This window comes from Streptomyces sp. NPDC021225 (assembly GCF_044332865.1).
Taxonomy (GTDB): Bacteria; Actinomycetota; Actinomycetes; order Streptomycetales; family Streptomycetaceae; genus Streptomyces.
In genome coordinates, this window is sequence record NZ_JBIRPV010000001.1 from 1095011 (window position 1) to 1116171 (window position 21161).

The following is a 21161-nucleotide window of genomic DNA, read 5'->3' on the forward strand; positions in this document are numbered from 1 at the left end:
CGTCACAGCCACCCGTTCTGCCGCGCCGCCCGCACCGCCTCCATGCGATTGCGGGTCTGGGTCTTCCCGATGGCCGAGGACAGATAGTTCCGGACGGTCGCGGGGGACAGATGGACCCTGGCGGCGATGTCGGCGACGGTCGCCCCGTCCACCGCCGCCGCCAGCACGTCCCGCTCGCGCGGCGTCAGCGGGTTGGGGCCCGCGCTCAGGGCGGCCGCGGCCAGGCCCGGGTCGATGACCCGCTCGCCCGCGAGCACCCGGCGCACCGCGACGGCCAGCTCCTCCACCGGGCCGTCCTTGACCAGGAACCCGGAGGCCCCCGCCTCCATCGCGCGGCGCAGATAGCCGGGGCGGCCGAAGGTGGTCAGGATCAGCACATGGCAGCCCGGGAGCTCCTCGCGCAGCGCCGCGGCGGCGTCCAGGCCGCTGCGGCCCGGGAGTTCGATGTCGAGGAGGGCCACGTCCGGCCGCGCCTCCAGCGCGCGGGGCACGATCTCGTCGCCGTCGCCGACCTGCGCGACGATCTCGAAGTCCGGCTCCAGGCCGAGCAGCAGGGCCAGCGCGCCCCGCATCATGCCCTGGTCCTCGGCGAGCAGTAGCCTGATCACGAGGTGTGGACCCCCTTGACGTCCATCGGTCCCTCTTCCTCGCCGTCCGCGTCCTGTTGGTCCACCGGCAGCGCGGCCGCGAGCCGGAAGCCACGGCGCCCGGCCGGGCCGGACTCCAGCGAGCCGCCCGCCGCGGCCAGTCGCTCGGCCAGGCCCTTCAGCCCCGTCCCGCCGACCCTGTCCGCCGCGCCCGCCGCGGACTTGTCGGGCGCACCGGCGGAACGGGAGCCTACGCCGTTCCCGTCGTCGACGATCTCCAGATGCACCTGATCGGCCCCCTGACCCACCTCGATCTCGCACCGGCGCGCCCCGCTGTGCCGCACCACATTGGTCACCCCCTCGCGGACCACCCAGCCCAGCAGCGCCTCGGCCTGCGGGGGCAGCGGCGGCCCGGACCGGCGGACCACGGCGTCGATGCCCGAGGCGTCGAGCAGCGAGCGGGCGCGGTCCAGCTCGGTGGCCAGGCTGCCCTCGCGGTAGCCGGTGACGGCCTCCCGGATCTCGGTGAGGGCCTGGCGGCCGACGGCCTCTATGTCGGCGGCCTGGCCCAGCGCGGCGTCCAGGTCGCGCGGGGCGAGCCGGCGTACGGCCTCGGCCTTGACCACCACGACCGACATGGTGTGGCCCAGCAGGTCGTGCAGATCGCGGGAGAAGCGCAGCCGCTCCTGCTCGACGGCGGCGTGGGCCAGCTCCTGGCGGGTCGCGCGCAGCTCGGCGACGGTGTCGAAGAGCGACAGGACCGCCGCGGCCACCAGGCCGGACAGCACCGTTCCGTAAGGGACGGTCAGCGCGTCGTCCGCGCCGCCGCGCCAGCCGGAGACGACCCCGGCGGAGCCCGCGTACCCCAGCAGCAGCGGCCCCAGCCGGCGGCCGCGGACCACGATGCCGGTGGCCAGCGACAGCAGCGGGAAGCAGAGCAGCCAGTTGCCCGCGTAGCCGATGGACAGGGCGTACGTGAGGGCGGCCAGCCCGCCGACCGAGCCGAGGCACAGCGGGGTGGAGCGGCGGCGCTTGTCGAGGCCCGTGTAGACCACCGTGACGTACAGCGCGCAGAAGGCGGTCACCCCGGCGGCGCCGAGCCACGGCAGCGGGGTCCTGCCCTGGACCAGGTCCTTGACGTCACCTGTGAGCATGAAGAGCCAGGGCAGGAAGGCGCGCGGGCCGGGCGGCTTGCGCCGCTCGATGTCCGGGGCATCCGAGGTGGCCGTGGTTCTGGCAGGCATGGTCCGAGGTTACGGAAGTCGTGGGTGAGCTGGGCAGATGCGGTTGTCAGGGACAGACCCATGACATGTGTCCCGGGCGGGCGGGACGGGGCCGGTCAACCTATCTGACAACCCGTCAGCAGTCTTCCCAGTGCATGGGGATTGGGCTATACAAGGGGCCATCGGCTAGAACACGTTCCTGTGTCGATATGCGGCACCGCCGCGCGGGCTGCCGTACGCGTCCGTACGCGTCCGTACGCGGGACCCGCGGCTGCCGACCAGTTACGACCCCGGCGCGGCCGACGGTGCGGACGGGCGGGCCGGGGTCTTCCACACCGTGGCGAGGAGTGCTCTCAGCAATGCCCATCGATGCAGCCAAGGCCGTCTCGGCCGAACCCCGGACGACCGCTCTCACCTGGGGCCACAAGGACATCCAGCTCTACCACCTCGGCGTGGGGGCGGGCGTCCCGGCCACCGACCCCGACGAACTGCGCTACACCCTCGAGAGCAGGCTGCACGTCCTCCCCAGCTTCGCCACGGTCGCGGGCGGCGGCATGGCGGTGGCCGGCGGCCTCAGCGCCCCGGGCATCGACGTCGACCTCGCCGCCGTCCTGCACGGCGGCCAGACCATCGCGCTGCACCGGCCCATCCCGCTCGCCGGGGCCGCCACCCAGACGTCGAAGGTCGCCGCCGTCCACGACAAGGGCAAGGCCGCGGTCATCGTGCTGCGCAGCGAGGTCGCCGACGCGGACGGGCCGCTGTGGACCTGTGACACCGGGATCTTCGTACGCGGAGAGGGCGGTTTCGGCGGCGAACGCGGGCCCGCCGACCGGCTCGAAGTCCCCGCCCGCGAGCCCGACCTGACCGTCGAGCGAGCGATCCGCGAGGACCAGGCGCTTCTCTACCGCCTGTCCGGCGACTGGAACCCGCTCCACGCCGACCCCGAGTTCGCCAAGGTCGCGGGGTTCGACCGGCCGATCCTGCACGGCCTGTGCTCGTACGGGGTCGCCCTCAAGGCTGTCGTGGACACCGCCCTGGGCGGCGACGTCGCCCGCGTCCGCTCGTACACCACGCGGTTCGCCGGGGTCGTCTTCCCCGGCGAGACGCTGCGCATCCGGATGTGGCGAGACTCAGACTCGGACTCCGCCTCCGTGCAGTTGCTGGCCACGGCCGTGGAACGGGACGACGCGCCGGTCCTCACCGACACGGTCGTCAAGCACGACTGAAGAAACAGAGACCCCGCACGGACGAGAGGAGCCGCTGTGCGCGCAGCCGTACTGCACGAGATAGGGCAGGACAAGCTCGAAGTCCTCGACGACATGGAGGCGGTGGGCTTCGGCCCGGGCAAGGTCAGGCTGCGCGTCAAGGCCACCGGGCTGTGCCACTCCGACCTGTCGGCCATGAGCGGCGTACTGCCCCAGCCAGGGCCCTTCGTCCCCGGGCACGAGGGCGCGGGCGAGATCGTCGAGGTGGGCGAGGGGGTGACCGGCCTGAGCCCGGGCGACCGGGCGCTGGTCTGCTGGCTGCCCGCCTGCGGCGCGTGTCCGGCCTGCGAGCGCGGCCAGTCCCATCTGTGCCTGACCGGGTTCATGAACGCCGGCACCCCCAACTTCAAGCGCCCCGGCGGCGCCCCCGAGGACGTCTTCGGCTTCGCCGGGACCGGCACCTTCGCCGAGGAGGTCGTGCTGCCCGCGCAGTGCGCCGTGCCGATCCCCGACGATGTGCCGTACGACATCGCGGCCCTCATCGGCTGCGGGGTGACCACGGGGCTCGGCGCGGTCCTCAACACGGCCGGGGTCGAGGCGGGCTCCTCGGTCGCGGTCATCGGCTGCGGCGGCGTGGGCATCAGCGCCGTCCAGGGCGCCCGGGCGGTGGGCGCCGCGCAGATCGTCGCCGTCGACCCGGTCGAGTCGCGGCGCCAGGCGGGCTTACGCTTCGGCGCCACGGAAGCGGTGGCGCCCGAGGGCCTGGACGACGCCAAGAACCGCGTCACCTCGGGCGAGGGCTTCGACTACGTCTTCGAGGTCGTCGGCAGGTCCGCCACCGCCCGCACGGCCTACGAGGCGACGCGGCGCGGCGGCACGCTGTGCGTGGTCGGGGCGGGGGCGCTGGACGACTACCTGAAGCTCAGCATGTTCGAGCTGTTCTTCGACGAGAAGCGCATCCTGCCCTCGCTGTACGGCGGCGGCGATGTGCTCCGCTCGTACCGGCGGGCCGTCGCGCTGTGGCGGGCGGGCCGGATCGACCTCGAAGGGCTCATCACCCACCGCGTACGGCTCGGCGAGATCAACGACGCGCTGGACCAGATGCGGACGGGGGAATCGCTGCGCACCTGCATCCAGATCTGAACGACACGGACGACACAGACGACACAGACGACACGGAGGACGTTCATGCCGCGCATGCCGCTGGCGGGGAAGACCGCGATCGTCACGGGCGCCGGGCGGGGCCTCGGCCGCGCCGAGGCGCTGGAGCTGGCGCGCCTGGGCGCGAGCGTCGTCGTCAACGACTTCGGTCGGCCCGGACGCGACGGCTCCGGCGAGGCGTCGGCCGCCCCGGCCGAGGAGGTCGCCCGGGAGATCCGGGCGGCCGGCGGACAGGCCACGGCCCACGTCGGGGACGTGGCCGACTTCGAGCAGGCGGGCGAGCTGGTGCGGCTGGCGGTCGACACATACGGCGCGCTCGACATCCTGGTCAACAACGCGGGCATCCTGCGGGACCGGATGGTCTTCTCGATGTCCGAGGACGAGTGGGACTCGGTCATCCGCGTCCATCTCAAGGGCCACTTCAACATGACCCGCTTCGCCGCCGCCCACTGGCGGGAGCGGTCCAAGGCGGCGGAGGGCGGCCCGGTCGGCGGCCGGATCGTGAACACCTCATCCGAGGCGTTCCTCGCCGGCTCCCCGGGCCAGCCGAACTACGCGGCGGCCAAGGGCGGCATCGTCGGGCTGACGACCTCCACGGCGGGGGCGCTCGCCAAGTACGGGGTGACGGCCAACGTCATCTGCCCGCGCGCCCGCACCCGGATGACCGAGGACGTCTTCGCGGCCCTCGAACTCCCCGAGGGCGGCGGCCTCGACGCGCTCGCGCCCGAGCATGTCGCCCCGCTCGTCGGCTACCTGGCGGCGCCGGAGGCGGCGGGGATCAGCGGGCAGGTCTTCGTCGTCCACGGCGGGATGGTGGCCGTCCTGGAGCGGCCGAGGGTGGCGACGAAGCTGGACACGGCGAAGGAGGCGTTCACCTTCGAGGAACTGGACGGGGCCCTGACGCCGTACTTCGCCGGACGGCCGCGCGGGGAGACCTTCGCGGCGGTGGAGGTGCTGGGGCTCAAGCGGGGGTGACCCGGAGTGGATCTGGACCGTCGGTCCTATTGCATCTAGCCTTGGCCACGGCCTGACATCCGATCACGTGGCATGAGCGGGGCCGTCGTCGTGCTCCGGCAAGATTCCGCGTGCCGTGTGCCGTGCGCCGTGGGTGCGTACGGCCGGTGACCGCTGCCGCTCGCCCAGGGAGTGCTCCACCATGACCACCACCCCCTCCACGGCGCCCGACATCCTCTCCCCGGAGTTCGCGGCGGACCCTTACCCCGCCTACCGGACCATCCGCGAGGACTTTCCGCTGATCCACCACCAAGCGACCGACGCCTACATCGTCTCCCGCTACGAGGACGTCGCCCGGGCGTTCAAGGACCCGGTGTTCACCAGCCGCAACTACGACTGGCAGCTGGAGCCGGTGCACGGCCGGACCATTCTCCAGATGGACGGGCGTGAGCACTCCGTGCGCCGCGCGCTGGTGGCCCCCGCCTTCAGAGGAAAGGATCTACAGGAGAAGTTCCTGCCCGTCATCGAGCGCAACTCCCGGGAACTCATCGATGCCTTCCGGGACGCGCCGGAAGCCGATCTGGTGGGACAGTACGCGACCCGCTTCCCGATCAACGTGATCGTCGACATGCTCGGTCTTGACCGGGCGGACCACGGCCGGTTCCACGTCTGGTACACCTCGATCATCGACTTCCTGGGCAATCTGAGCCAGGACCCCGAGGTCGCGGCGGCGGGGGTGCGCACCCGGGACGAACTCGCCGCCTACATGATCCCGATCATCCAGGACCGGCGCGCGCGTCCGGGTGACGATCTGCTCTCCGTCCTGTGCGCCGCCGAGATCGACGGCACGCGGATGAGCGACGAGGACATCAAGGCGTTCGTCAGCCTGCTGCTCGCGGCCGGCGGTGAGACGACGGACAAGGCCATCGCCGGTCTCTTCCGTAATCTGCTGGACCATCCGGAGCAACTGGCGGCCGTGCGCGAGGACCGTACTCTCATTCCGGCGGCCTTCGCCGAGACGCTGCGCTTCACGCCTCCGGTGCACATGATCATGCGTCAGCCGAGTGAGGACGTGGAGATGAGCGGCGGCACGATTCCGGCGGGTGCCACCGTCACATGTCTGATCGGAGCGGCCAACCGTGACGAGAGCCGCTACGCCGATCCCGACACGTTCAACATCTTCCGTGAGGACCTGACGACCAGCAGCGCCTTCTCGGCCGCCGCGGACCATCTGGCGTTCGCGCTCGGACGGCACTTCTGTGTGGGGGCGCTGTTGGCGAAGACCGAGGTCGAGGTGGGCGTCAACCACCTGCTGGACGCCTTCCCGACGATGGCCTTCGCCGATGACGATGGCGAGGTCCCCGCCGAGACAGGCGTGTTCACCCGGGGCCCCGGCTCGCTGCGGGTGCGGTTCGCCCAGCGGGTTTAAGGCTCTCCGACCCCGGTGTCAGGACGCTGCCGCCGCCTCCTCGCCGGGGCGGCGGTGGCGGCCGTGGGGCGCGGTCTGGGCGTCCTCGGGCGCGGCCTGGCCCCGGTGCTTGCCGTGGGCCGTGGCGTCGGCCCCGGCCGCCGCGACCGCCTCCTGTGGACGCGCCTCGGTCGTGTTCGTGCGGGCTTGGGACATCTGGGAAGTCACCCCGTCAGATTGCTGCGTACGGTGCGCGGGGGGCCGGTCGTGAGGACAGAAGACGCCATGACGCTGTCCCTGCGTGACGCATCTAGCGTCCCGCGGGTCTACGGAACGCACAGCTGTCACAGCCCCCGAACGATTTTAACCAGAGCGTCGATCTCGGACCCACCGGGGTGGACGGGGCGGACGGGACTGATGGGACGGGTGGGTCGGGTGAGCGGGGCGGAGTTGCTCGGGGCGGGCGAGCGGCGCCTGCTGTAGCGGTACGGGGCGTGCGGCGGTGCCGGACTCCTGCCCGGGGACGGGCCCCACGGCGGGCTCGGGTGCGAGCTCGGGTCTGAGCCGGCGGACGGGCAGGCGCCCGGCCCCCCGCTCCCGCTTCTGCCCCCGCTCGGAGCCGGGCGGCGGTACGGCGGGCGGTGCGATCGGCCCGATGGTCGCCGCGATGGTCGGCGCGGTCCTCGCCGTCGGCGCCCCGGGGCCCGGCTCCGCCTCCGGGCCGGTCTCCTGCGCGACCCCGGCCCAGGACCCCGTCCCGGCCCACGGCTCGACCCCGGTCTCGCCCGCGGGGGGCGCCCCCGCGCCTCCCGCCCGGACCCGGGTCCAGGACGCCACCGCCGCGCCCGCCGCCAGAGAAGGCGCCTGAGAGAGCGCCGGGGACGGCGACGGCGCGGGCCGCCCCGGCCCCGCCGGCCCCACCGGCCGCGGCAGATCCAGCGGCCCCACCACACGGTCCACCCGGGCCACCCGCGCGATCCGCGCCGCCCGCGGTGACTCCTGCGGCTCTTGCGGCTCCGCCGGCTCGGGCATCCGCAGCCGCGCCACCCCGCACGGCACCTGCCCCGTCGCGTACGGCAGCCGCAGCTCGCCGTCCCGGGTCCACAGGCCCGCGCCCGCCAGCCACCCCTCCGGCGCCGGGAGCTGCCGCAACCGCCGCTCGGAGGGCCGCCACAGGCCCACCCACGGCCGCCCGGCCGGGCCGTCGAGGCGGAAGGCCACCGCGCACGCCTCCGGCGTCAGCACCTGGCCCGGCTGCACCGCGAAGGGCGTGGCCTCGGCCTGCGCGGGCCGCAGGCAGTCGGGGAATCTGACCGGGCGGGTGCTGCCCAGCACGCCCCACCCCAGCCGCTCGTCCCCGGGCGCGTCGGACCGTACGAGCAGCAGGCCGCTGTCCGGGTCGGCCAGCAGCAGCCGGTCGTCGCTGTCGTCGGTGATCTGGAGCAGCGGGCTGGTCTCGCCGGCCCGCCGCAGATCGACGACCACGGTCTTGGTACGGCCGTCGAGCCGCCGGTCGAGGGCGAGCAGCCGCCCCGTACGGTCCAGCCAGATGCCGCCCGTGCAGCGGCCGGGCAGCTCGGCCAGGTGCTGCGGCCCGAAGCCGCCGCCGTGCACCAGCCACACCGAGGTCGACCGCTCGCCGTGGCCGAGCGCGAAGGCGAACGAGCCGCCGGGGGCGGGCGGCAGCAGCGACAGCTCGGCGCATTCGATGGCGCCCAGCGGCCGCTCGCCGGTGCCGGGGCCGGCCGGATAGAGCAAGGAGAGGGTGTGGCGGCCGGCCACCCGGCGGCGGATGAGCACCTGCCCGTCGGCCAGGGGCAGCACCTCGCTGTCCGGCTCCTCGGGCTGGGCCGCGGGCAGCGGCACGGTATAGGGCTCGGGTCCGTCGAGCGTCCAGCGCTCGGGGAACCAGCAGCCCGCCTCGCCGCTGAGCGCGAGCCGGGCTCCGTACGAACCGTCCGCGGCGATCGTGAACGCCGCTCGGCGCCGGTGAGCGGCGCCCTGGGCACCGGTGGCGCCTGCGGCGAGCGCGGCATCGAAGGCACAGGCTGTCATCGTTCACTCACCTCCGGCCACTGAACGTAGTTATCGCACTCCCTACCGAAGGCCGAAATCGGCGCGCTTCACACGTAAGTGTGTCTGTCGCCCGATTCGCCTGAGAAGTCGAGCCGGGCTGTGCTGTGTGCCGGGCCTGCCCATGTGGTCGCGGTGAGTAAAGACAGGGGCAAGGCTTGGGAGTGATCCGGGAGGTAGCCTTGCCCCGTGCCCGCACTCTCTGACGTCCTCGCCGCACTCGACGCACTCTGGCCCCCCGAGCGGGCGGAGCAGTGGGACGCCGTCGGTACGGTCTGCGGGGACCCCGGCGCCGAGGTCGGCCGCGTCCTGTTCGCCGTCGACCCCGTGCAGGAAGTCGCCGACGAGGCGGTGAAGCTGGGCGCCGATCTGCTGGTCACCCACCACCCGCTCTATCTGCGCGGCACGACCACGGTCGCGGCCTCCACCTTCAAGGGCCGGGTCGTGCACACCCTGATCAAGAACGACATCGCGCTGCACGTCGCGCACACCAACGCCGACCGCGCCGACCCCGGCGTCTCCGACGCCCTCGCCGGCGCCCTCGACCTGCGGATCACCGGCCCGCTGGTGCCCGACCCCACCGACCCCGCGGGCCGCCGCGGCCTCGGCCGGGTCTGTGAGCTGGACCACCCCGTCGCGCTGCGGGACTTCGCCGAACGCGCCGCCGCCCGGCTGCCCGCCACCGTCCAGGGCATCCGCGTCGCGGGCGACCCCGACCGGCTGATCCGTACGGTCGCCGTCTGCGGCGGCTCCGGCGACAGCCTCTTCGACGAGGTGCGCGCGGCCGGGGTCGACGCCTACCTCACCGCCGATCTGCGCCACCACCCCGCCTCCGAGGCCCAGCAGGCCGCGGCGATGTCCGCGTCCGCCGGCGGGGATGGTCTCGCGCTGCTGGACGCGGCCCACTGGGCCACCGAGTGGCCCTGGGTCGAACAGGCCGCCGCGCAGCTCGACGAGATCTCCGACCGGCACGGCTGGGGTCTGCGCACCCATATCTCCCGTACGGTCACCGACCCTTGGACCGCTCACGCGCCCACCACCGCTCACGTCCCTTCCACCACCCCTGGAGCCCCACGCTGAACGCCGCGCCCGCCGACCAGATCCGCCTCCTCGAGGTCCAGGCCCTCGACGTCCGGCTCTCCCAACTCGCCCACAAGCGCCGGACGCTGCCCGAGCACGCGGAGCTCGACACCCTGAACGCCGACCTCACCCAGCTGCGCGACCTCCTCGTGGCGGCGCAGACCGAGGAGAGCGACACCGCCCGCGAGCAGACGAAGGCGGAGCAGGACGTGGACCAGGTGCGCCAGCGCGCCGCCCGCGACCAGAAGCGCCTCGACTCCGGCGCCGTCACCTCCCCGAAGGACCTGGAGAACCTCCAGCACGAGATCGTCTCCCTCGCCAAGCGCCAGAGCGACCTGGAGGACGTCGTCCTGGAGGTCATGGAGCGCCGCGAGTCCGCGCAGGAGCGGGTGGCCGAGCTGACCGGCCGCGTCGAGTCGCTCCAGGCCAAGATCGGCGACGCCACCGCCCGGCGGGACACGGCGGCCGGGGAGATCGACACCGAAGTGGCCACGGTCACCAAGGAGCGCGGGGTCATCGCCGGGACGATCCCCGCCGACCTGCTCAAGCTCTACGACAAGCTGCGCGAGCAGCAGGGCGGCGTCGGCGCGGCCCGGCTCTACCAGCGGCGCTGTGACGGCTGCCGCCAGGAGCTGGCGATCACCGAGCTCAACGAGGTGCGGGCGGCGGCTCCGGACACGGTGGTGCGGTGCGAGAACTGCCGCCGCATCCTGGTCCGTACGCCCGAATCGGGGCTGTAGGCCGATGGCGCGTCGCTTCGTCGTCGAGGCGGACGGCGGCTCCCGGGGCAACCCGGGGCCGGCCGGCTACGGCGCGGTCGTCCTCGACCCGGAGACGGGCGAGACCCTCGCCGAGGCGGCGGAGTACATCGGCACGGCGACCAACAACGTCGCCGAGTACAAGGGCCTGATCGCCGGGTTGCGGGCGGCGCGCGCCCTCGACCCGGAGGCCGAGGTCGAGGTCCGGATGGACTCCAAGCTCGTGATCGAGCAGATGTCGGGCCGCTGGAAGGTCAAGCATCCCGGCATGCGCCCGCTCGCGGCCGAGGCCAGGGGGATCTTCCCGCCCGCACAGCTGTCGTACGAGTGGATTCCGCGCGAGCGGAACAAGCACGCGGACCGGCTCGCCAACGAGGCGATGGACGCGGGCAAGCGGGGCGAGCAGTGGCGGCCGGCCGCCGACGAGGCCCTTGAGGCACCCGCCGTACCCGCCGAGGCCGCCGCCCCGGCCGTGGCGCCCCCCGGCTGGGCCGCCCCCGCGGACCTGGGCGCCCCGGCCACCTTCGTGCTGCTGCGGCACGGCGAGACCGCGCTGACCCCCGAGAAGCGCTTCTCCGGCACCGGCGGCTCCGACCCCGAGCTCTCGCCCATGGGCCGCCGCCAGGCCGAACTCGTGGCGGCGGCGCTGGCCGCGCGCGGCACCATCCAGGCCGTGGTCAGCTCGCCGCTCAGGCGCTGTGTCGGTACGGCCGAGGCGGTGGCGGCGCGCCTCGGCCTCGACGTCCACATCGAAGAGGGGCTGCGGGAGACCGACTTCGGGGCCTGGGAGGGGCTGACGTTCGCCGAGGTGCGGGAGCGCCACCCGGACGACCTCCAGGCCTGGCTCGCCTCCTCGAAGGCCGCCCCCACGGGCGGCGGCGAGAGCTTCGCGGCGGTCGCCCGCCGGGTCGCGGTCACCCGCGACCAGCTCGTCGCGCGCTACGCGGGCCGTACGGTGCTGCTGGTCACGCATGTGACGCCGATCAAGACCCTGGTCCGGCTGGCGCTGGGCGCGCCGCCGGAGGCGCTGTTCCGGATGGAGATCTCCGCGGCGTCGCTGTCGGCGCTGGCGTACTACGCGGACGGCAACGCGTCGTTGCGGCTGCTGAACGACACGACGCACCTGCGGTAGCCGTCAGCCGCCGCTACCGCAGGGCCGCCGCCTCGCGCGCGAGATCCGTCACCCGCGCCCAGTCGCGCGCGGCGATCGCGTCCGGCGGCAGCATCCAAGTGCCGCCGACGCAGCCCACGTTGGGAAGGGCCAGATAGCCCGGGGCGCGGGAGGCGTCGATGCCGCCCGTGGGGCAGAAGCGGGCCTGGGGGAGCGGAGAGGCGAGCGACCGCAGATACGCCGTCCCCCCGGCCGCCTCCGCCGGGAAGAACTTCATCTCGGTCACCCCGTGCTCCAGCAGCGCCACGACCTCCGACGTGGTGGAGACCCCCGGCAGAAACGGCACACCCGAGGCGCGCATCGCGCCCAGCAGCCGGTCCGTCCAGCCCGGGCTGACCAGAAAGCGCGCGCCGGCCGCGACGGACGCCTCCACCTGCTCGGGCGCCAGCACCGTACCGGCGCCGACGACCGCCTCGGGCACCTCCTCGGCGATGGCCCGGATGGCGGCCGGGGCGGCCGGGGTGCGCAGCGTCACCTCGATCGCGGGCAGCCCGCCCGCGACGAGCGCGCGGGCCATCGGCACGGCGTCATCCGCGTCGTCGATGACGACGACGGGGATGACGGGGGCGAGGTCGAGTACGGAGGGGGAGGCGGAGGAGGTAGCGCTAGTCACGGCGGCCATCCTGCCGCCGCCGGGCACGTGGCGCAACGGCCGTTGCGCAGGGTGCAACGCCGCTGGCTGGCCCTGACCGCCTACAACTCCGTGACCACCACATCCACGGCCCAGCCCCGCCCCGGTCGGCCCGGTGCGGCCGCCTCCACGGTGTAGCCGAGCTTCCGCAGCGCGTCCACCAGCACCTCGGGCCCGCTCGGCTCTGCTCCCGCCACCAGCAGATCCCGCACCAGCCGCCCCTTGGTCGCCTTGTTGAAGTGGCTGACCACCGACCGCTTCTCGACCCCGTTCACGATCTTCGACTGGAGCACGCGCACGGTCGCCGTACGCTCCGCCACCTCACCCTTCGGCTTCCACGCCGTGGCGTACGCCGCCGACCGCAGATCCAGCACCAGCCCGTCCCCGGCCGTCTCCGGCAGCACCTCGCTCATCGGCCCCCGCCAGAACGCCCCGAGCGCGCCGAGGCCCGGCAGCTTCACGCCCATCGAGCAGCGGTACGACGGGATCCGGTCGTCGATCCGCACGGCACCCCACAGCCCGGAGAAGACCAGCAGCGACCGCTCCGCGCGGCGCCGGGCGGCGGCGGGCAGGGTGGCCAGCCCGAGCGCGTCGTACAGCACACCGGTGTAGATCTCCCCGGCCGGGCGCGTCCCGGCCTCCCGCAGCCCCGCGTTCTTCGCCACCTCGCCGCGCAGCCCCTCGCTCAGCCCGAGCACCTCGGCGGCCTTCCCCACATCGCCCGAGCACAGCGACACCAACTCATCGAGCACCGCCGCCCGCGCCTCGCCCAGCCCCGGCAGCGACAGCGCCCCCGGCTCCAGCGGGCTCCCCGACTCCGCCGGGGCCTTTCCCTCCGACGGCGGCAACAGCACGAGCACGGCGTTCTCTCCTTCGCTCCACGACTCCCGGCGGGCGGGCCCGTCGCAGCCTACGGCTTGACGACACGGTGCCTTGCGCGCGGGCTTCTGTGTGCACGATCGGGTGAGGCGGACTTTCTTTCCTGCGGTGCCTGCCTCCTCGGTACCTACTGTGGCGACAAGACAGGGAAGGGGGCGTGGCAGTGAGCGCCATGGCAGATGGACCGGTGACGCAGGAGGAAGTCCTGCTGGAGGGTTTCTTGGCCCTGGATACGCCGGAAGGCTTCCGGGCCGAACTGATCGAGGGGGAGATCATCGTGACAGGGCTGCCGGACGGGGATCACGAGCGACACATCAGCGTGATCATTGAGCAGGTGTTCACCAAGGCCGTCATCGATATGGACTTCTCCGGCAACAAGGGGCTCAAGGTTCCCCGCGACGCATGGAGTGTGCCAGACCATGTGATCCCCGACGGAACCGTCGTGCCCAGCGAGCAGCGGCTCTTCCGGGGCGCCGCACCCTGGATGCCCTGCGAGGGCGTCTCGATGGTCGTCGAGGTCACCTCGACCAGGCCGGACCGCGACCGGGAGACCAAGCGCCACTGCTACGCGAACGGGAGCATCCCGCTCTACCTCCTCGTCGACCGCGAGGAGAGCTCGGTGACCCTGTTCAGCGACCCGGACAAGGCCGATTACCGGGAAGCCATCAGGGTCCCCTTCGGCAAGTCGATCGACCTTCCCGCGCCCTTCTCCTTCTCCCTGGAGACCGCCGACTTCCTCTGATCCCCGCCGCTGTCCGGGGCACCGCGCGCCCCCGGTACCATGGTCACTACGGCGGACGAGCCGGCCGGGCGGTCGCGTCGGGGTCTTTCGGGATCCCGCCGAGGAACGTCCGGGCTCCACACGGCAGGGTGGTGGGTAACGCCCACCCGGGGTGACCCGCGGGACAGTGCCACAGAAAACAGACCGCCGGGAGCCGCGAGGTTCCCGGTAAGGGTGAAACGGTGGTGTAAGAGACCACCAGCGTCCGAGGTGACTCGGACGGCTCGGTAAACCCCACCCGGAGCAAGGTCAAGAGGAGCGCCGTAGAAAGCGCTCTGCGCGGACGATCGAGGGCTGCCCGCCCGAGTCCGCGGGTAGACCGCACGAGGCCGGCGGCAACGTCGGTCCTAGATGGATGGCCGCCGCCCCGGGGGCCGTAAGGGCCCTGGGGAACAGAACCCGGCGTACAGGCCGGTCTCGTCCGCCCCACCTGCGACTTTTCCCTGGAAAGGGCCTCTGACCTGTGTCGGAGGCCCTTTCGGATCTTTCACGGGCTTGCTGTCTTACGCGGCGGAAAGTCCCTCGGAAGTCCCTCGGACAGCACTGAAAACAGCGCGCGCACCTGTCCCTGTCGAGTTTCGGCAACCACCCGCTGAGGGTGTCGCTGCCATGCGTGGGAAGCGGCGCTGCGGTCCGCGACCGCCTGCGGCCGCTGCCTGTCGAAGCCCGAAGTCCTAGACGTGCTGGCTTTTTCGCCCTGACGTGGGCGGTGTCGAGGACGACGCGGGTGACGTCGATCAGGCGGGCGTCGTCCAGCCGGTGCAGCACGGCTTCGTGTAGGCAGCCCCACAATCCGGCTCTGGACCAGATCAGCACGTAGATGATGGCTGCGAACGGCGTCTCATCAGGGGTGTTGGCCGTTCCGCCGCGCTGCGGACGTGTTCGTTGCTCCGGGGGCAGCGGCCTTGCGATCTCCCGCAAGCCGTCCGGCGCGATCCAGTTCCACGTTCCCCGCCGCATGCCGGGTCAACATCCGCCTCACCACACAGGACACGGTTCAAGTCATCAGTATTGGGGCTGGTCGGATATCGGCAGCAGCAGGGTGAAGGTGGTCGGCGAGGCCCGTACGAGCGTGAGCCGGCCCCCGGCCGCCCGCGCCATGTCGCGCGCCAGGGGCAGGCCGATGCCGCTGCCGGAGCGTGAGGTGGTGGTGCCCCGCGCGAAGACGAGCCCGGGTTCGAGGGCCAGCGACCCCTCGTCGGCCACGTCCACGGCGACCGCGCCCGTCATCTCCCGCACCGTGACTCCGACCGTCCCGCTCCCGTGCCGGAGCGCGTTGTCCAGCAGCACATCCAGGATCTGCTCGGCGGTCCGGTCCGGTACGCGGATCGTCTCGCTGCCCGGTTCGAACGCGAAGTCCAGGCGGCGGCCTTCGGCGGCGAACGCGCCGTGCCAGCGGCGCTCCACGCTCTCGGCCAGCTCCCCGAGCGGCCCGGACCGCTCGGGGAGTCGCGGTCCGGGTGCCGCTCTGGCCAGGCGCAGGACCTCGTCGACCGTCTGCTGAAGGTGCCGGGACCGCTCCAGGGCCTCCTCGATCGCCGCCCTGAGGCGCGCGAGGTCCGCGCCCGGGTCCGCGGCGGCCGCTTCGAGGCCTAGCTGGAGGCCCGCCAGCGGCGTACGGAGCTGGTGGGAGGCGTTGGCGCTGAACTGCCGCTCGTGTTCGAGCAGCGTGGTCAGCCGCTCGACCATGGTGTTCTGGGTGCGCGCCACCTGGTCGATCTCGGCGATCGCGCTGCGTCCGGCGCGGGCGGTCAGATCGCCGTCGGCGACGGCCACGGCCGTGGCCGACAGCGCCTCCAGCGGAGCGGTGAGCGTCCTCGCCTGGTGCCGCGCCACCATTACGCCCGTGGCGAGCGCGGCCAGGGCGGTGCCGACGAGCGCCGCCCACGCGAGGCCCACCCGGGCCCAGACCTCCTGGGTGCCGTCCGCCGCGCGGACCACGCCGGTGACCCGCTCCGCCGTCGACACGGGCACGGCGGCGACCAGGTCCTGGCCGTCGCGGCCGCGCGCCACGACCCCGGCCATGGCCCGCCGGGTCACCGCATCCGCGGTCGCGGGCCCGTGTCCGTCGCGCAGGCGGCCGGCCAGGTCGTACAGGCCCACGCGGGCATCCGATTCGCTGGTGGGCAGCTCCGTGCGGTCCCCCGCCGCGAACTTCGAGCCCACGCGCACGGCGGCTGCCAGGGCCGCCCTCTCGAGCTCGCCGCGCTCGTCCGAGATGAAGGACCGCTGGATCCCCACGGCCAGCGGCGTGGCGAGCAGGACGAGGGCCACCATGACCGCGACCACCGCCACGCGCACCACGCGCTTCCTCATGCGCCCATCATGACCCCCGGACACCCCGGCGGTGCCAGGTATGACGGGCAGGCCGCATTTCGCCCCCGTGTTTTGCCGTCGTCTCACCTTCGTCGCAGCGGGCTTTGAGCACCGTCTCCCTAGCGTCGTGGACATCACCGGACCGCCCCCCGCGGAGGACAGACACCATGACCAAACGAGGCATTCTTGCCGTCCCGGCCGCGATGGCCCTGGCCGCCGCGGTCCTCGCGGGCTGTTCGGGAGGCGGGGGCGGCTCCGGCTCGCACAGCGGCTCGACCGGCTCCTCGTCGCACCAGCCCGGCCCCGCGCCCACGGAGTCCAACCCGCCCGGCGACATCCCCGACAACCAGGCCTATGTCTCCTACCGGCCCTCCGGCGCCGGCTTCACCGTCAAGGTCCCGGAGGGGTGGGCCCGCTCGTCCGCCCACGCCACCACGACCTTCAGCGACAAGCTGAACACGGTCAAGATCGGCTTCGCCCCGGCATCGGCGGCGCCGACGGTCAAGTCGGCCCGGGCCCAGGTGGTCCCGGCCCTCAGGAAGCAGGCACAGCGCTTCTCCCTGGAGAAGGTCACGACAGTTTCCCGCAAGGGCGGCCAGGCCGTACGGATCACCTACCAGGCCGACTCGGCCCCCAACCCGGTGACCGGCAAGGCGGTGCGCGACTCCGTCGAGACGTACCTCTTCTTCCACAACGGCCGCCAGGCCACCCTGACCCTGTCCGGACCGACGAACGCCGACAACGTGGATCCCTGGCGCATCGTCAGCGACTCGCTCCGGTGGCAGCGATGACCGGCCCGACGACAGCGCCCGCCCCGGCGACAGCGACCAGCCCGGACGAGGCGGCCGCCATCGAGGCCAGGGACCTCTACCGCTTCTTCCGCACGGGCGAGGAGGAGACGCTCGCGCTGCGCGGGGTGTCCCTGAGCGTGGGGCGGGGCGAGACCGTGGCCGTGGTCGGGCCGTCGGGCTCGGGCAAGTCGACCCTGCTGGCCTGTCTGGCGGGGCTCGACGAGCCGGCCGGCGGCTATGTCCATGTCGGCGGGGAGCGGATCAGCCACCGCCCCGAGGCCCAACGGGCGCGGGTGCGCGCCCGGCGCGTCGGGGTGCTGCTCCAGTCCGGCAACCTCATCGCCCACCTGGACGTACGGGAGAACATCCGGCTCGCACAGGCGGCCGCCGGGCGCCGCACCCACACCCAGGACGTCGCCGAGCTGCTGGAGGGGGTCGGCCTCGGCGGTCGGGCGCACGCCCTGCCGCACCAGCTGTCCGGCGGCGAGCTCGCCCGCGCCGGTCTGGCCGTCGCCCTGGCGAACGACCCCGATGTGCTGCTCGCCGACGAGCCCACGGGCGAGTTGGACGGACGTACCGAACGCCGCGTGCTCGACCTGCTGGGGAGCCGCGCCGGGGCGGGCCGCGGGGTCCTCGTCGTCACCCACAACACCGAGGTCGTCGGCTTCGCCGACCGGGTGCTGGTGCTGCGCGACGGGAGGATCGAGCCATGAGCGCCGACGTCGTCGCCGACGTCCTCATCGACTGCCGGGACGCTTCCCGCACCTACGGCCAGGGGGAGAACGCGGTCGTCGCGGTGCACGGCGCCAGATGCCTGGTGCGGGCCGGCGACCGCATCGCGATCATGGGACCCTCCGGGTCCGGCAAGTCTACGCTGCTGCACCTGATGGCGGGCCTGGAGCGGCCGACCAGCGGCGAGATCGACTGGCCCGGCCTCGGTCGGCGAGCCGCCGCCGGGGACATCGGCGTGGTCTTCCAGTCGCCGAGCCTGATCCCGGCCCTGGACGTCGCCGAGAACGCCGCGCTGCCGTTGGTTCTGGCGGGCACCGCGGAGTCCGCGGCCCGCGGCCGCGCGTTGGCGGCGCTGGAGGCCGTCGGCGTGGCGGACCTCGCGGACAAACTGCCGGAGGAGATCTCCGGCGGGCAGGCCCAGCGGGTGGCTGTGGCCCGGGTGCTGGCCCTGGGGCCGCGCGTGGTCCTCGCCGACGAACCCACCGGCCAGCTCGACCGCGCCACCGGCGGGCACGTCCTGGACGTCCTGCTGGACGCCGTGGCGCGACTGGGCGCCGCGCTCGTGGTGACCACCCACGACCCCACCGTCGGCGAGCGCCTCGCCGAGCGCTGGCCCATGCACGAGGGGCGGCTGGTCGTCCCCGCCCGAACCGAACCCGGGCCGAACGGGGCGCCACCCGCGCCCACCCACGTACGTCAAGGAGAGAACCCGTGATCACCACCTGGCTGTCCGGGCTGGTCAGGCGCCGCCGGGGCAGACTGCTGGCCGCCGCGCTCGGCATCTCGCTCGCCGTCGCGCTGGTCGCGGCCTTGGGCTCCTTCCTGACCGCCTCGAAGTCGACGATGACCGATCGCGCGGTGCGCTCGGTCGCCGTCGACTGGCAGGTCGAGGTCCAGCCGGGTGCCGACCCCGGCCAGGTGCTGGGCACCGTACGGTCCGCCCCGGGGGTGCACACCGCCCTCCCGGTCGGCTTCGCGCACACCACCGGCTTCCAGGCCACCACCGGCGGCTCCACCCAGAGCACCGGACCCGGCGTCGTCCTCGGCCTGCCGCCCGGCTACCGCGGCGCCTTCCCCGGCGAGATCCGCCAGCTGACCGGCGGCACGTCCGGGGTGCTCATCGCCCAGCAGACCGCGGCCAATCTGCATGTCGCCCCCGGGGACACCGTCACCTTCGGCCGCCCGGGAGGGCACCCGGCGCATGTCAAGGTGGCCGGTGTGGTCGACCTCCCCCAGGCCGACTCCCTGTTCCAGAAGGTCGGCGCCCCTCCCCAGTCCCAGCCCTCGGCACCGCCCGACAACGTGATCCTGCTGCCCGCCGCGCAGTTCGCCTCCGTCACCGCCCCCGTCAGGGCCGCAGACCCGGCCGCGGTCGCCACCCAGATCCATGTCGCCCGCGACGCACGCCTGCCCGCCGACCCCGCCGCCGCGTACACCGCGGTGACCGGCGCCGCGCACAACCTCGAGGCGCGCTCCGCCGGTGGCGCGCTGGTGGGCGACAACCTCGGCGCCGCACTCGACAGCGCACGCCAGGACGCTCTCTACGCCCAGATCCTCTTCCTGTTCCTCGGCGTGCCGGGTGCCGTGCTCGCGGCCCTGCTGACCGCGGCCCTCGCGGGCGCCGGCGCCGACCGGCGCCGCCGGGAGCAGGCCCTGCTGCGCACCCGGGGCCTCGGGTTCCGCAAGGTCGTCGGGATCGCGGCGACCGAGGCCGCCGTGGTCGGCGTGGCGGGCGGGCTGCTCGGGCTCGGCATCGCCGCCGTCGCGGGCCGTATCGCCTTCGGGACCGCGTCCTTCGGCTCCGGCACCTCCGCCGCGGCGGGCTGGTTCCTGCTGGCCCTGCTGCTGGGGCTGGTCATCGCGGCCCTGGCCGTCCTGCTGCCCGCCGTGCGCGATCTGCGGCAGGGCACCGTCGCCGAGGCCCGGCGGGTCGTCGGCCGGGCCGGGACCCCGCGGTGGATGAGGTTCTGCCCCGACCTGATCCTGCTGGCCGTCTCGTTCTTCGTCTTCCGCGCCTCCAGCGGAAACAACTACTCCCTGGTCCTGGCGCCGGAGGGGGTCCCCACCATCTCCGTGTCCTACTGGGCCTTCCTGGGCCCGGCCCTGCTGTGGCTCGGCTCCGCCCTGCTGCTGTGGCGGCTGGTCGTGCTCGCCCTCACCTACGGGCGCCGACCGCTGGCCCGGCTGGTCCGGCCGCTGACCGGAGCCCTGGCCGGGACCACCGCGGCGAGCCTGTCCCGGCAGCGCCGCCCGCTGGCCCGGGCCATCGTCCTGCTCGCGCTGGCCATCTCCTTCGCCGTGTCCACGGCGGCGTTCAACGCCACCTACCGACAGCAGGCGGAGGTCGACGCCCGGCTCACCAACGGCGCGGACGTGACGGTGACCGAGTCGCCCGGCTCGACCGTCGGCCCCAGCGCCGCCCACCCGCTGGCGGCCATCCCGGGAGTGCGCCACGTCGAACCGCTTCAGCACCGGTTCGCCTACGTCGGCGCCGACCTCCAGGATCTGTACGGGGTCCGGCCCTCCACGATCACCTCCGCCACCTCTCTCCAGGACGCCTACTTCGCCGGCGGCAGCGCCAAGAGCCTCATGGCCAAGCTCGCGGCCCGGCCCGACTCCCTCCTGGTCAGCGAGGAGACCGTCAAGGACTTCCAGCTGGCCCCGGGCGACACGCTCAAGCTGCGGCTCCAGGACTCCAGGACCAAGGCGTTCCACACCGTGCCGTTCCACTACGCGGGCGTCGTCAAGGAGTTCCCGACCGCGCCGCGCGACAGCTTCTTCGTGGCCAATGCCGGCTATATCGCCAAGACCACCGGCAGTGGCGCCGTCGGCACCTTCCTCGTCGACACCGGGGGCACACACCAGAAGGCCGTCGCCGCGAAGCTGCGCCACCAGCTCGGCACCACCGCGAAGGTCACCGACATCACCCAGACCCGGTCCGCCGTCGGATCCAGCCTCACCTCCGTGGACCTGGCCGGCCTCACCAGGATCGAACTCGCCTTCGCCGTCCTGCTGGCAGCGGGCGCGGGCGGCATCGTGCTGGCCCTCGGGCTCGCCGAGCGCCGCCGGACCTTCGCCATCGCCACCGTGCTGGGCGCCACCCGGCGGCAGCTGCGCGGGCTGGTGTTCAGCGAGGCCGCCGCGCTCACCGCGGCCGGGCTGGCCGGAGGCGCGCTCATCGGCTGGGCCCTGACCCAGATGCTCGTCAAGGTGCTGACCGGGGTTTTCGACCCACCGCCCGCGGCCGTGGCCGTACCCTGGCCGTATCTGGGCCTGACCCTCCTGGCGGCCCTCGCGGCCATTGCCACCGCCGCGCTCAACGGCGTGCGCAGATCCACCCGGCCGGCTGTGGAGGAACTCCGTGAACTCTGATCCCGGCCCGGCCGCGCGCGTCCACCGACCCGCCCGGCC

General features: G+C 73.5%; 19 protein-coding genes, 1 other RNA gene and 1 pseudogene. 13 read left to right on the forward strand and 8 right to left on the reverse strand.

Features of this window, described 5'->3' with window-relative positions:
* Positions 1 to 2: 2 nt before the first annotated feature.
* A complete protein-coding gene (locus tag ACH4S9_RS05060; protein ID WP_311722862.1) occupies positions 3 to 608 on the reverse strand; it encodes a response regulator transcription factor in 606 nt (201 codons plus the stop codon).
* Entirely contained in the window at positions 605 to 1831 is a 1227-nt protein-coding gene (locus ACH4S9_RS05065) for a sensor histidine kinase (protein ID WP_398369888.1), read from the reverse strand. Before ACH4S9_RS05065 ends, ACH4S9_RS05060 begins: the two co-directional genes overlap by 4 nt.
* A 338-nt stretch (positions 1832 to 2169) precedes the next feature.
* Here ACH4S9_RS05065 and ACH4S9_RS05070 point away from each other — a divergent pair, with 338 nt between their 5' ends.
* From ACH4S9_RS05070 to ACH4S9_RS05085, 4 genes are all read left to right on the forward strand, one after another.
* Positions 2170 to 3036, forward strand: coding sequence for a MaoC/PaaZ C-terminal domain-containing protein (locus ACH4S9_RS05070; protein WP_398369890.1), 867 nt, complete (start codon positions 2170 to 2172; stop codon positions 3034 to 3036).
* A gap of 36 nt (positions 3037 to 3072) precedes the next feature.
* Positions 3073 to 4158 (forward strand): Zn-dependent alcohol dehydrogenase, encoded by a 1086-nt coding sequence (locus ACH4S9_RS05075; RefSeq protein WP_385341671.1) that lies wholly within the window; start codon positions 3073 to 3075, stop codon positions 4156 to 4158.
* 54 nt (positions 4159 to 4212) lie between these two features.
* Positions 4213 to 5151 (forward strand): 3-oxoacyl-ACP reductase, encoded by a 939-nt coding sequence (locus ACH4S9_RS05080; protein ID WP_361188336.1) that lies wholly within the window; start codon positions 4213 to 4215, stop codon positions 5149 to 5151.
* Between the two features lie 181 nt (positions 5152 to 5332).
* A complete protein-coding gene (locus ACH4S9_RS05085; RefSeq protein WP_398369892.1) occupies positions 5333 to 6559 on the forward strand; it encodes a cytochrome P450 in 1227 nt (408 codons plus the stop codon).
* 18 nt (positions 6560 to 6577) lie between these two features.
* Here the strand turns inward: ACH4S9_RS05085 and ACH4S9_RS05090 are convergent, their stop codons facing one another.
* On the reverse strand, positions 6578 to 6754 hold the full coding sequence (locus ACH4S9_RS05090; RefSeq protein WP_311722867.1) for a hypothetical protein: 177 nt from the start codon (positions 6752 to 6754) through the stop codon (positions 6578 to 6580).
* A gap of 147 nt (positions 6755 to 6901) precedes the next feature.
* A complete protein-coding gene (locus tag ACH4S9_RS05095; protein ID WP_398369895.1) occupies positions 6902 to 8593 on the reverse strand; it encodes a hypothetical protein in 1692 nt (563 codons plus the stop codon).
* Positions 8594 to 8800: 207 nt separating this feature from the next.
* On the opposite strand from ACH4S9_RS05095, the gene ACH4S9_RS05100 reads away from it, so the two are divergent.
* Genes ACH4S9_RS05100 through ACH4S9_RS05110 form a run of 3 tightly spaced genes read left to right on the forward strand, consistent with a single transcriptional unit; the run spans position 8801 to position 11581 of the window.
* A complete protein-coding gene (locus ACH4S9_RS05100) occupies positions 8801 to 9691 on the forward strand; it encodes a Nif3-like dinuclear metal center hexameric protein (protein ID WP_311722869.1) in 891 nt (296 codons plus the stop codon).
* Positions 9688 to 10431, forward strand: coding sequence for a C4-type zinc ribbon domain-containing protein (locus ACH4S9_RS05105; RefSeq protein WP_361188339.1), 744 nt, complete (start codon positions 9688 to 9690; stop codon positions 10429 to 10431). The genes ACH4S9_RS05100 and ACH4S9_RS05105 overlap by 4 nt, the downstream gene beginning before the upstream one ends.
* Positions 10432 to 10435: 4 nt before the next feature.
* Positions 10436 to 11581: a bifunctional RNase H/acid phosphatase gene (locus tag ACH4S9_RS05110; protein ID WP_398369897.1), complete on the forward strand. Its 1146-nt coding sequence runs from the start codon at positions 10436 to 10438 to the stop codon at positions 11579 to 11581.
* A 13-nt stretch (positions 11582 to 11594) separates the two neighbouring features.
* Here the strand turns inward: ACH4S9_RS05110 and eda are convergent, their stop codons facing one another.
* Entirely contained in the window at positions 11595 to 12242 is a 648-nt protein-coding gene (gene eda / locus ACH4S9_RS05115) for a bifunctional 4-hydroxy-2-oxoglutarate aldolase/2-dehydro-3-deoxy-phosphogluconate aldolase (protein ID WP_385341661.1), read from the reverse strand.
* A 71-nt stretch (positions 12243 to 12313) separates the two neighbouring features.
* Positions 12314 to 13111: a peroxide stress protein YaaA gene (yaaA, locus tag ACH4S9_RS05120; protein ID WP_398369899.1), complete on the reverse strand. Its 798-nt coding sequence runs from the start codon at positions 13109 to 13111 to the stop codon at positions 12314 to 12316.
* A 191-nt stretch (positions 13112 to 13302) separates the two neighbouring features.
* On the opposite strand from yaaA, the gene ACH4S9_RS05125 reads away from it, so the two are divergent.
* Entirely contained in the window at positions 13303 to 13872 is a 570-nt protein-coding gene (locus ACH4S9_RS05125) for a Uma2 family endonuclease (RefSeq protein WP_385341656.1), read from the forward strand.
* A 56-nt stretch (positions 13873 to 13928) separates the two neighbouring features.
* Positions 13929 to 14335: RNase P RNA component class A (gene rnpB, locus ACH4S9_RS05130), an RNA gene on the forward strand.
* A 263-nt stretch (positions 14336 to 14598) separates the two neighbouring features.
* On the opposite strand, the pseudogene ACH4S9_RS05135 reads toward rnpB, so the two are convergent.
* Positions 14599 to 14871, reverse strand: a pseudogene (locus ACH4S9_RS05135) (IS5/IS1182 family transposase); the annotation flags it as partial.
* A gap of 45 nt (positions 14872 to 14916) precedes the next feature.
* Complete coding sequence (locus ACH4S9_RS05140) at positions 14917 to 16227, reverse strand: histidine kinase dimerization/phospho-acceptor domain-containing protein (protein ID WP_398369902.1); 1311 nt, start codon at positions 16225 to 16227, stop codon at positions 14917 to 14919.
* A 167-nt stretch (positions 16228 to 16394) separates the two neighbouring features.
* Between ACH4S9_RS05140 and ACH4S9_RS05145 the strand changes: the two genes are divergently transcribed.
* The 4 genes from ACH4S9_RS05145 to ACH4S9_RS05160 are packed head-to-tail and all read left to right on the forward strand — an operon-like array spanning position 16395 to position 21122.
* On the forward strand, positions 16395 to 17018 hold the full coding sequence (locus tag ACH4S9_RS05145; protein WP_385341650.1) for a hypothetical protein: 624 nt from the start codon (positions 16395 to 16397) through the stop codon (positions 17016 to 17018).
* Positions 17015 to 17731 (forward strand): ABC transporter ATP-binding protein, encoded by a 717-nt coding sequence (locus ACH4S9_RS05150; protein WP_361193845.1) that lies wholly within the window; start codon positions 17015 to 17017, stop codon positions 17729 to 17731. Before ACH4S9_RS05145 ends, ACH4S9_RS05150 begins: the two co-directional genes overlap by 4 nt.
* Positions 17728 to 18465, forward strand: a complete 738-nt coding sequence (locus ACH4S9_RS05155) for an ABC transporter ATP-binding protein (RefSeq protein WP_398369905.1) — start codon at positions 17728 to 17730, stop codon at positions 18463 to 18465. The genes ACH4S9_RS05150 and ACH4S9_RS05155 overlap by 4 nt, the downstream gene beginning before the upstream one ends.
* A complete protein-coding gene (locus ACH4S9_RS05160) occupies positions 18462 to 21122 on the forward strand; it encodes an FtsX-like permease family protein (protein ID WP_398369907.1) in 2661 nt (886 codons plus the stop codon). The genes ACH4S9_RS05155 and ACH4S9_RS05160 overlap by 4 nt, the downstream gene beginning before the upstream one ends.
* Positions 21123 to 21161 lie beyond the last annotated feature (39 nt).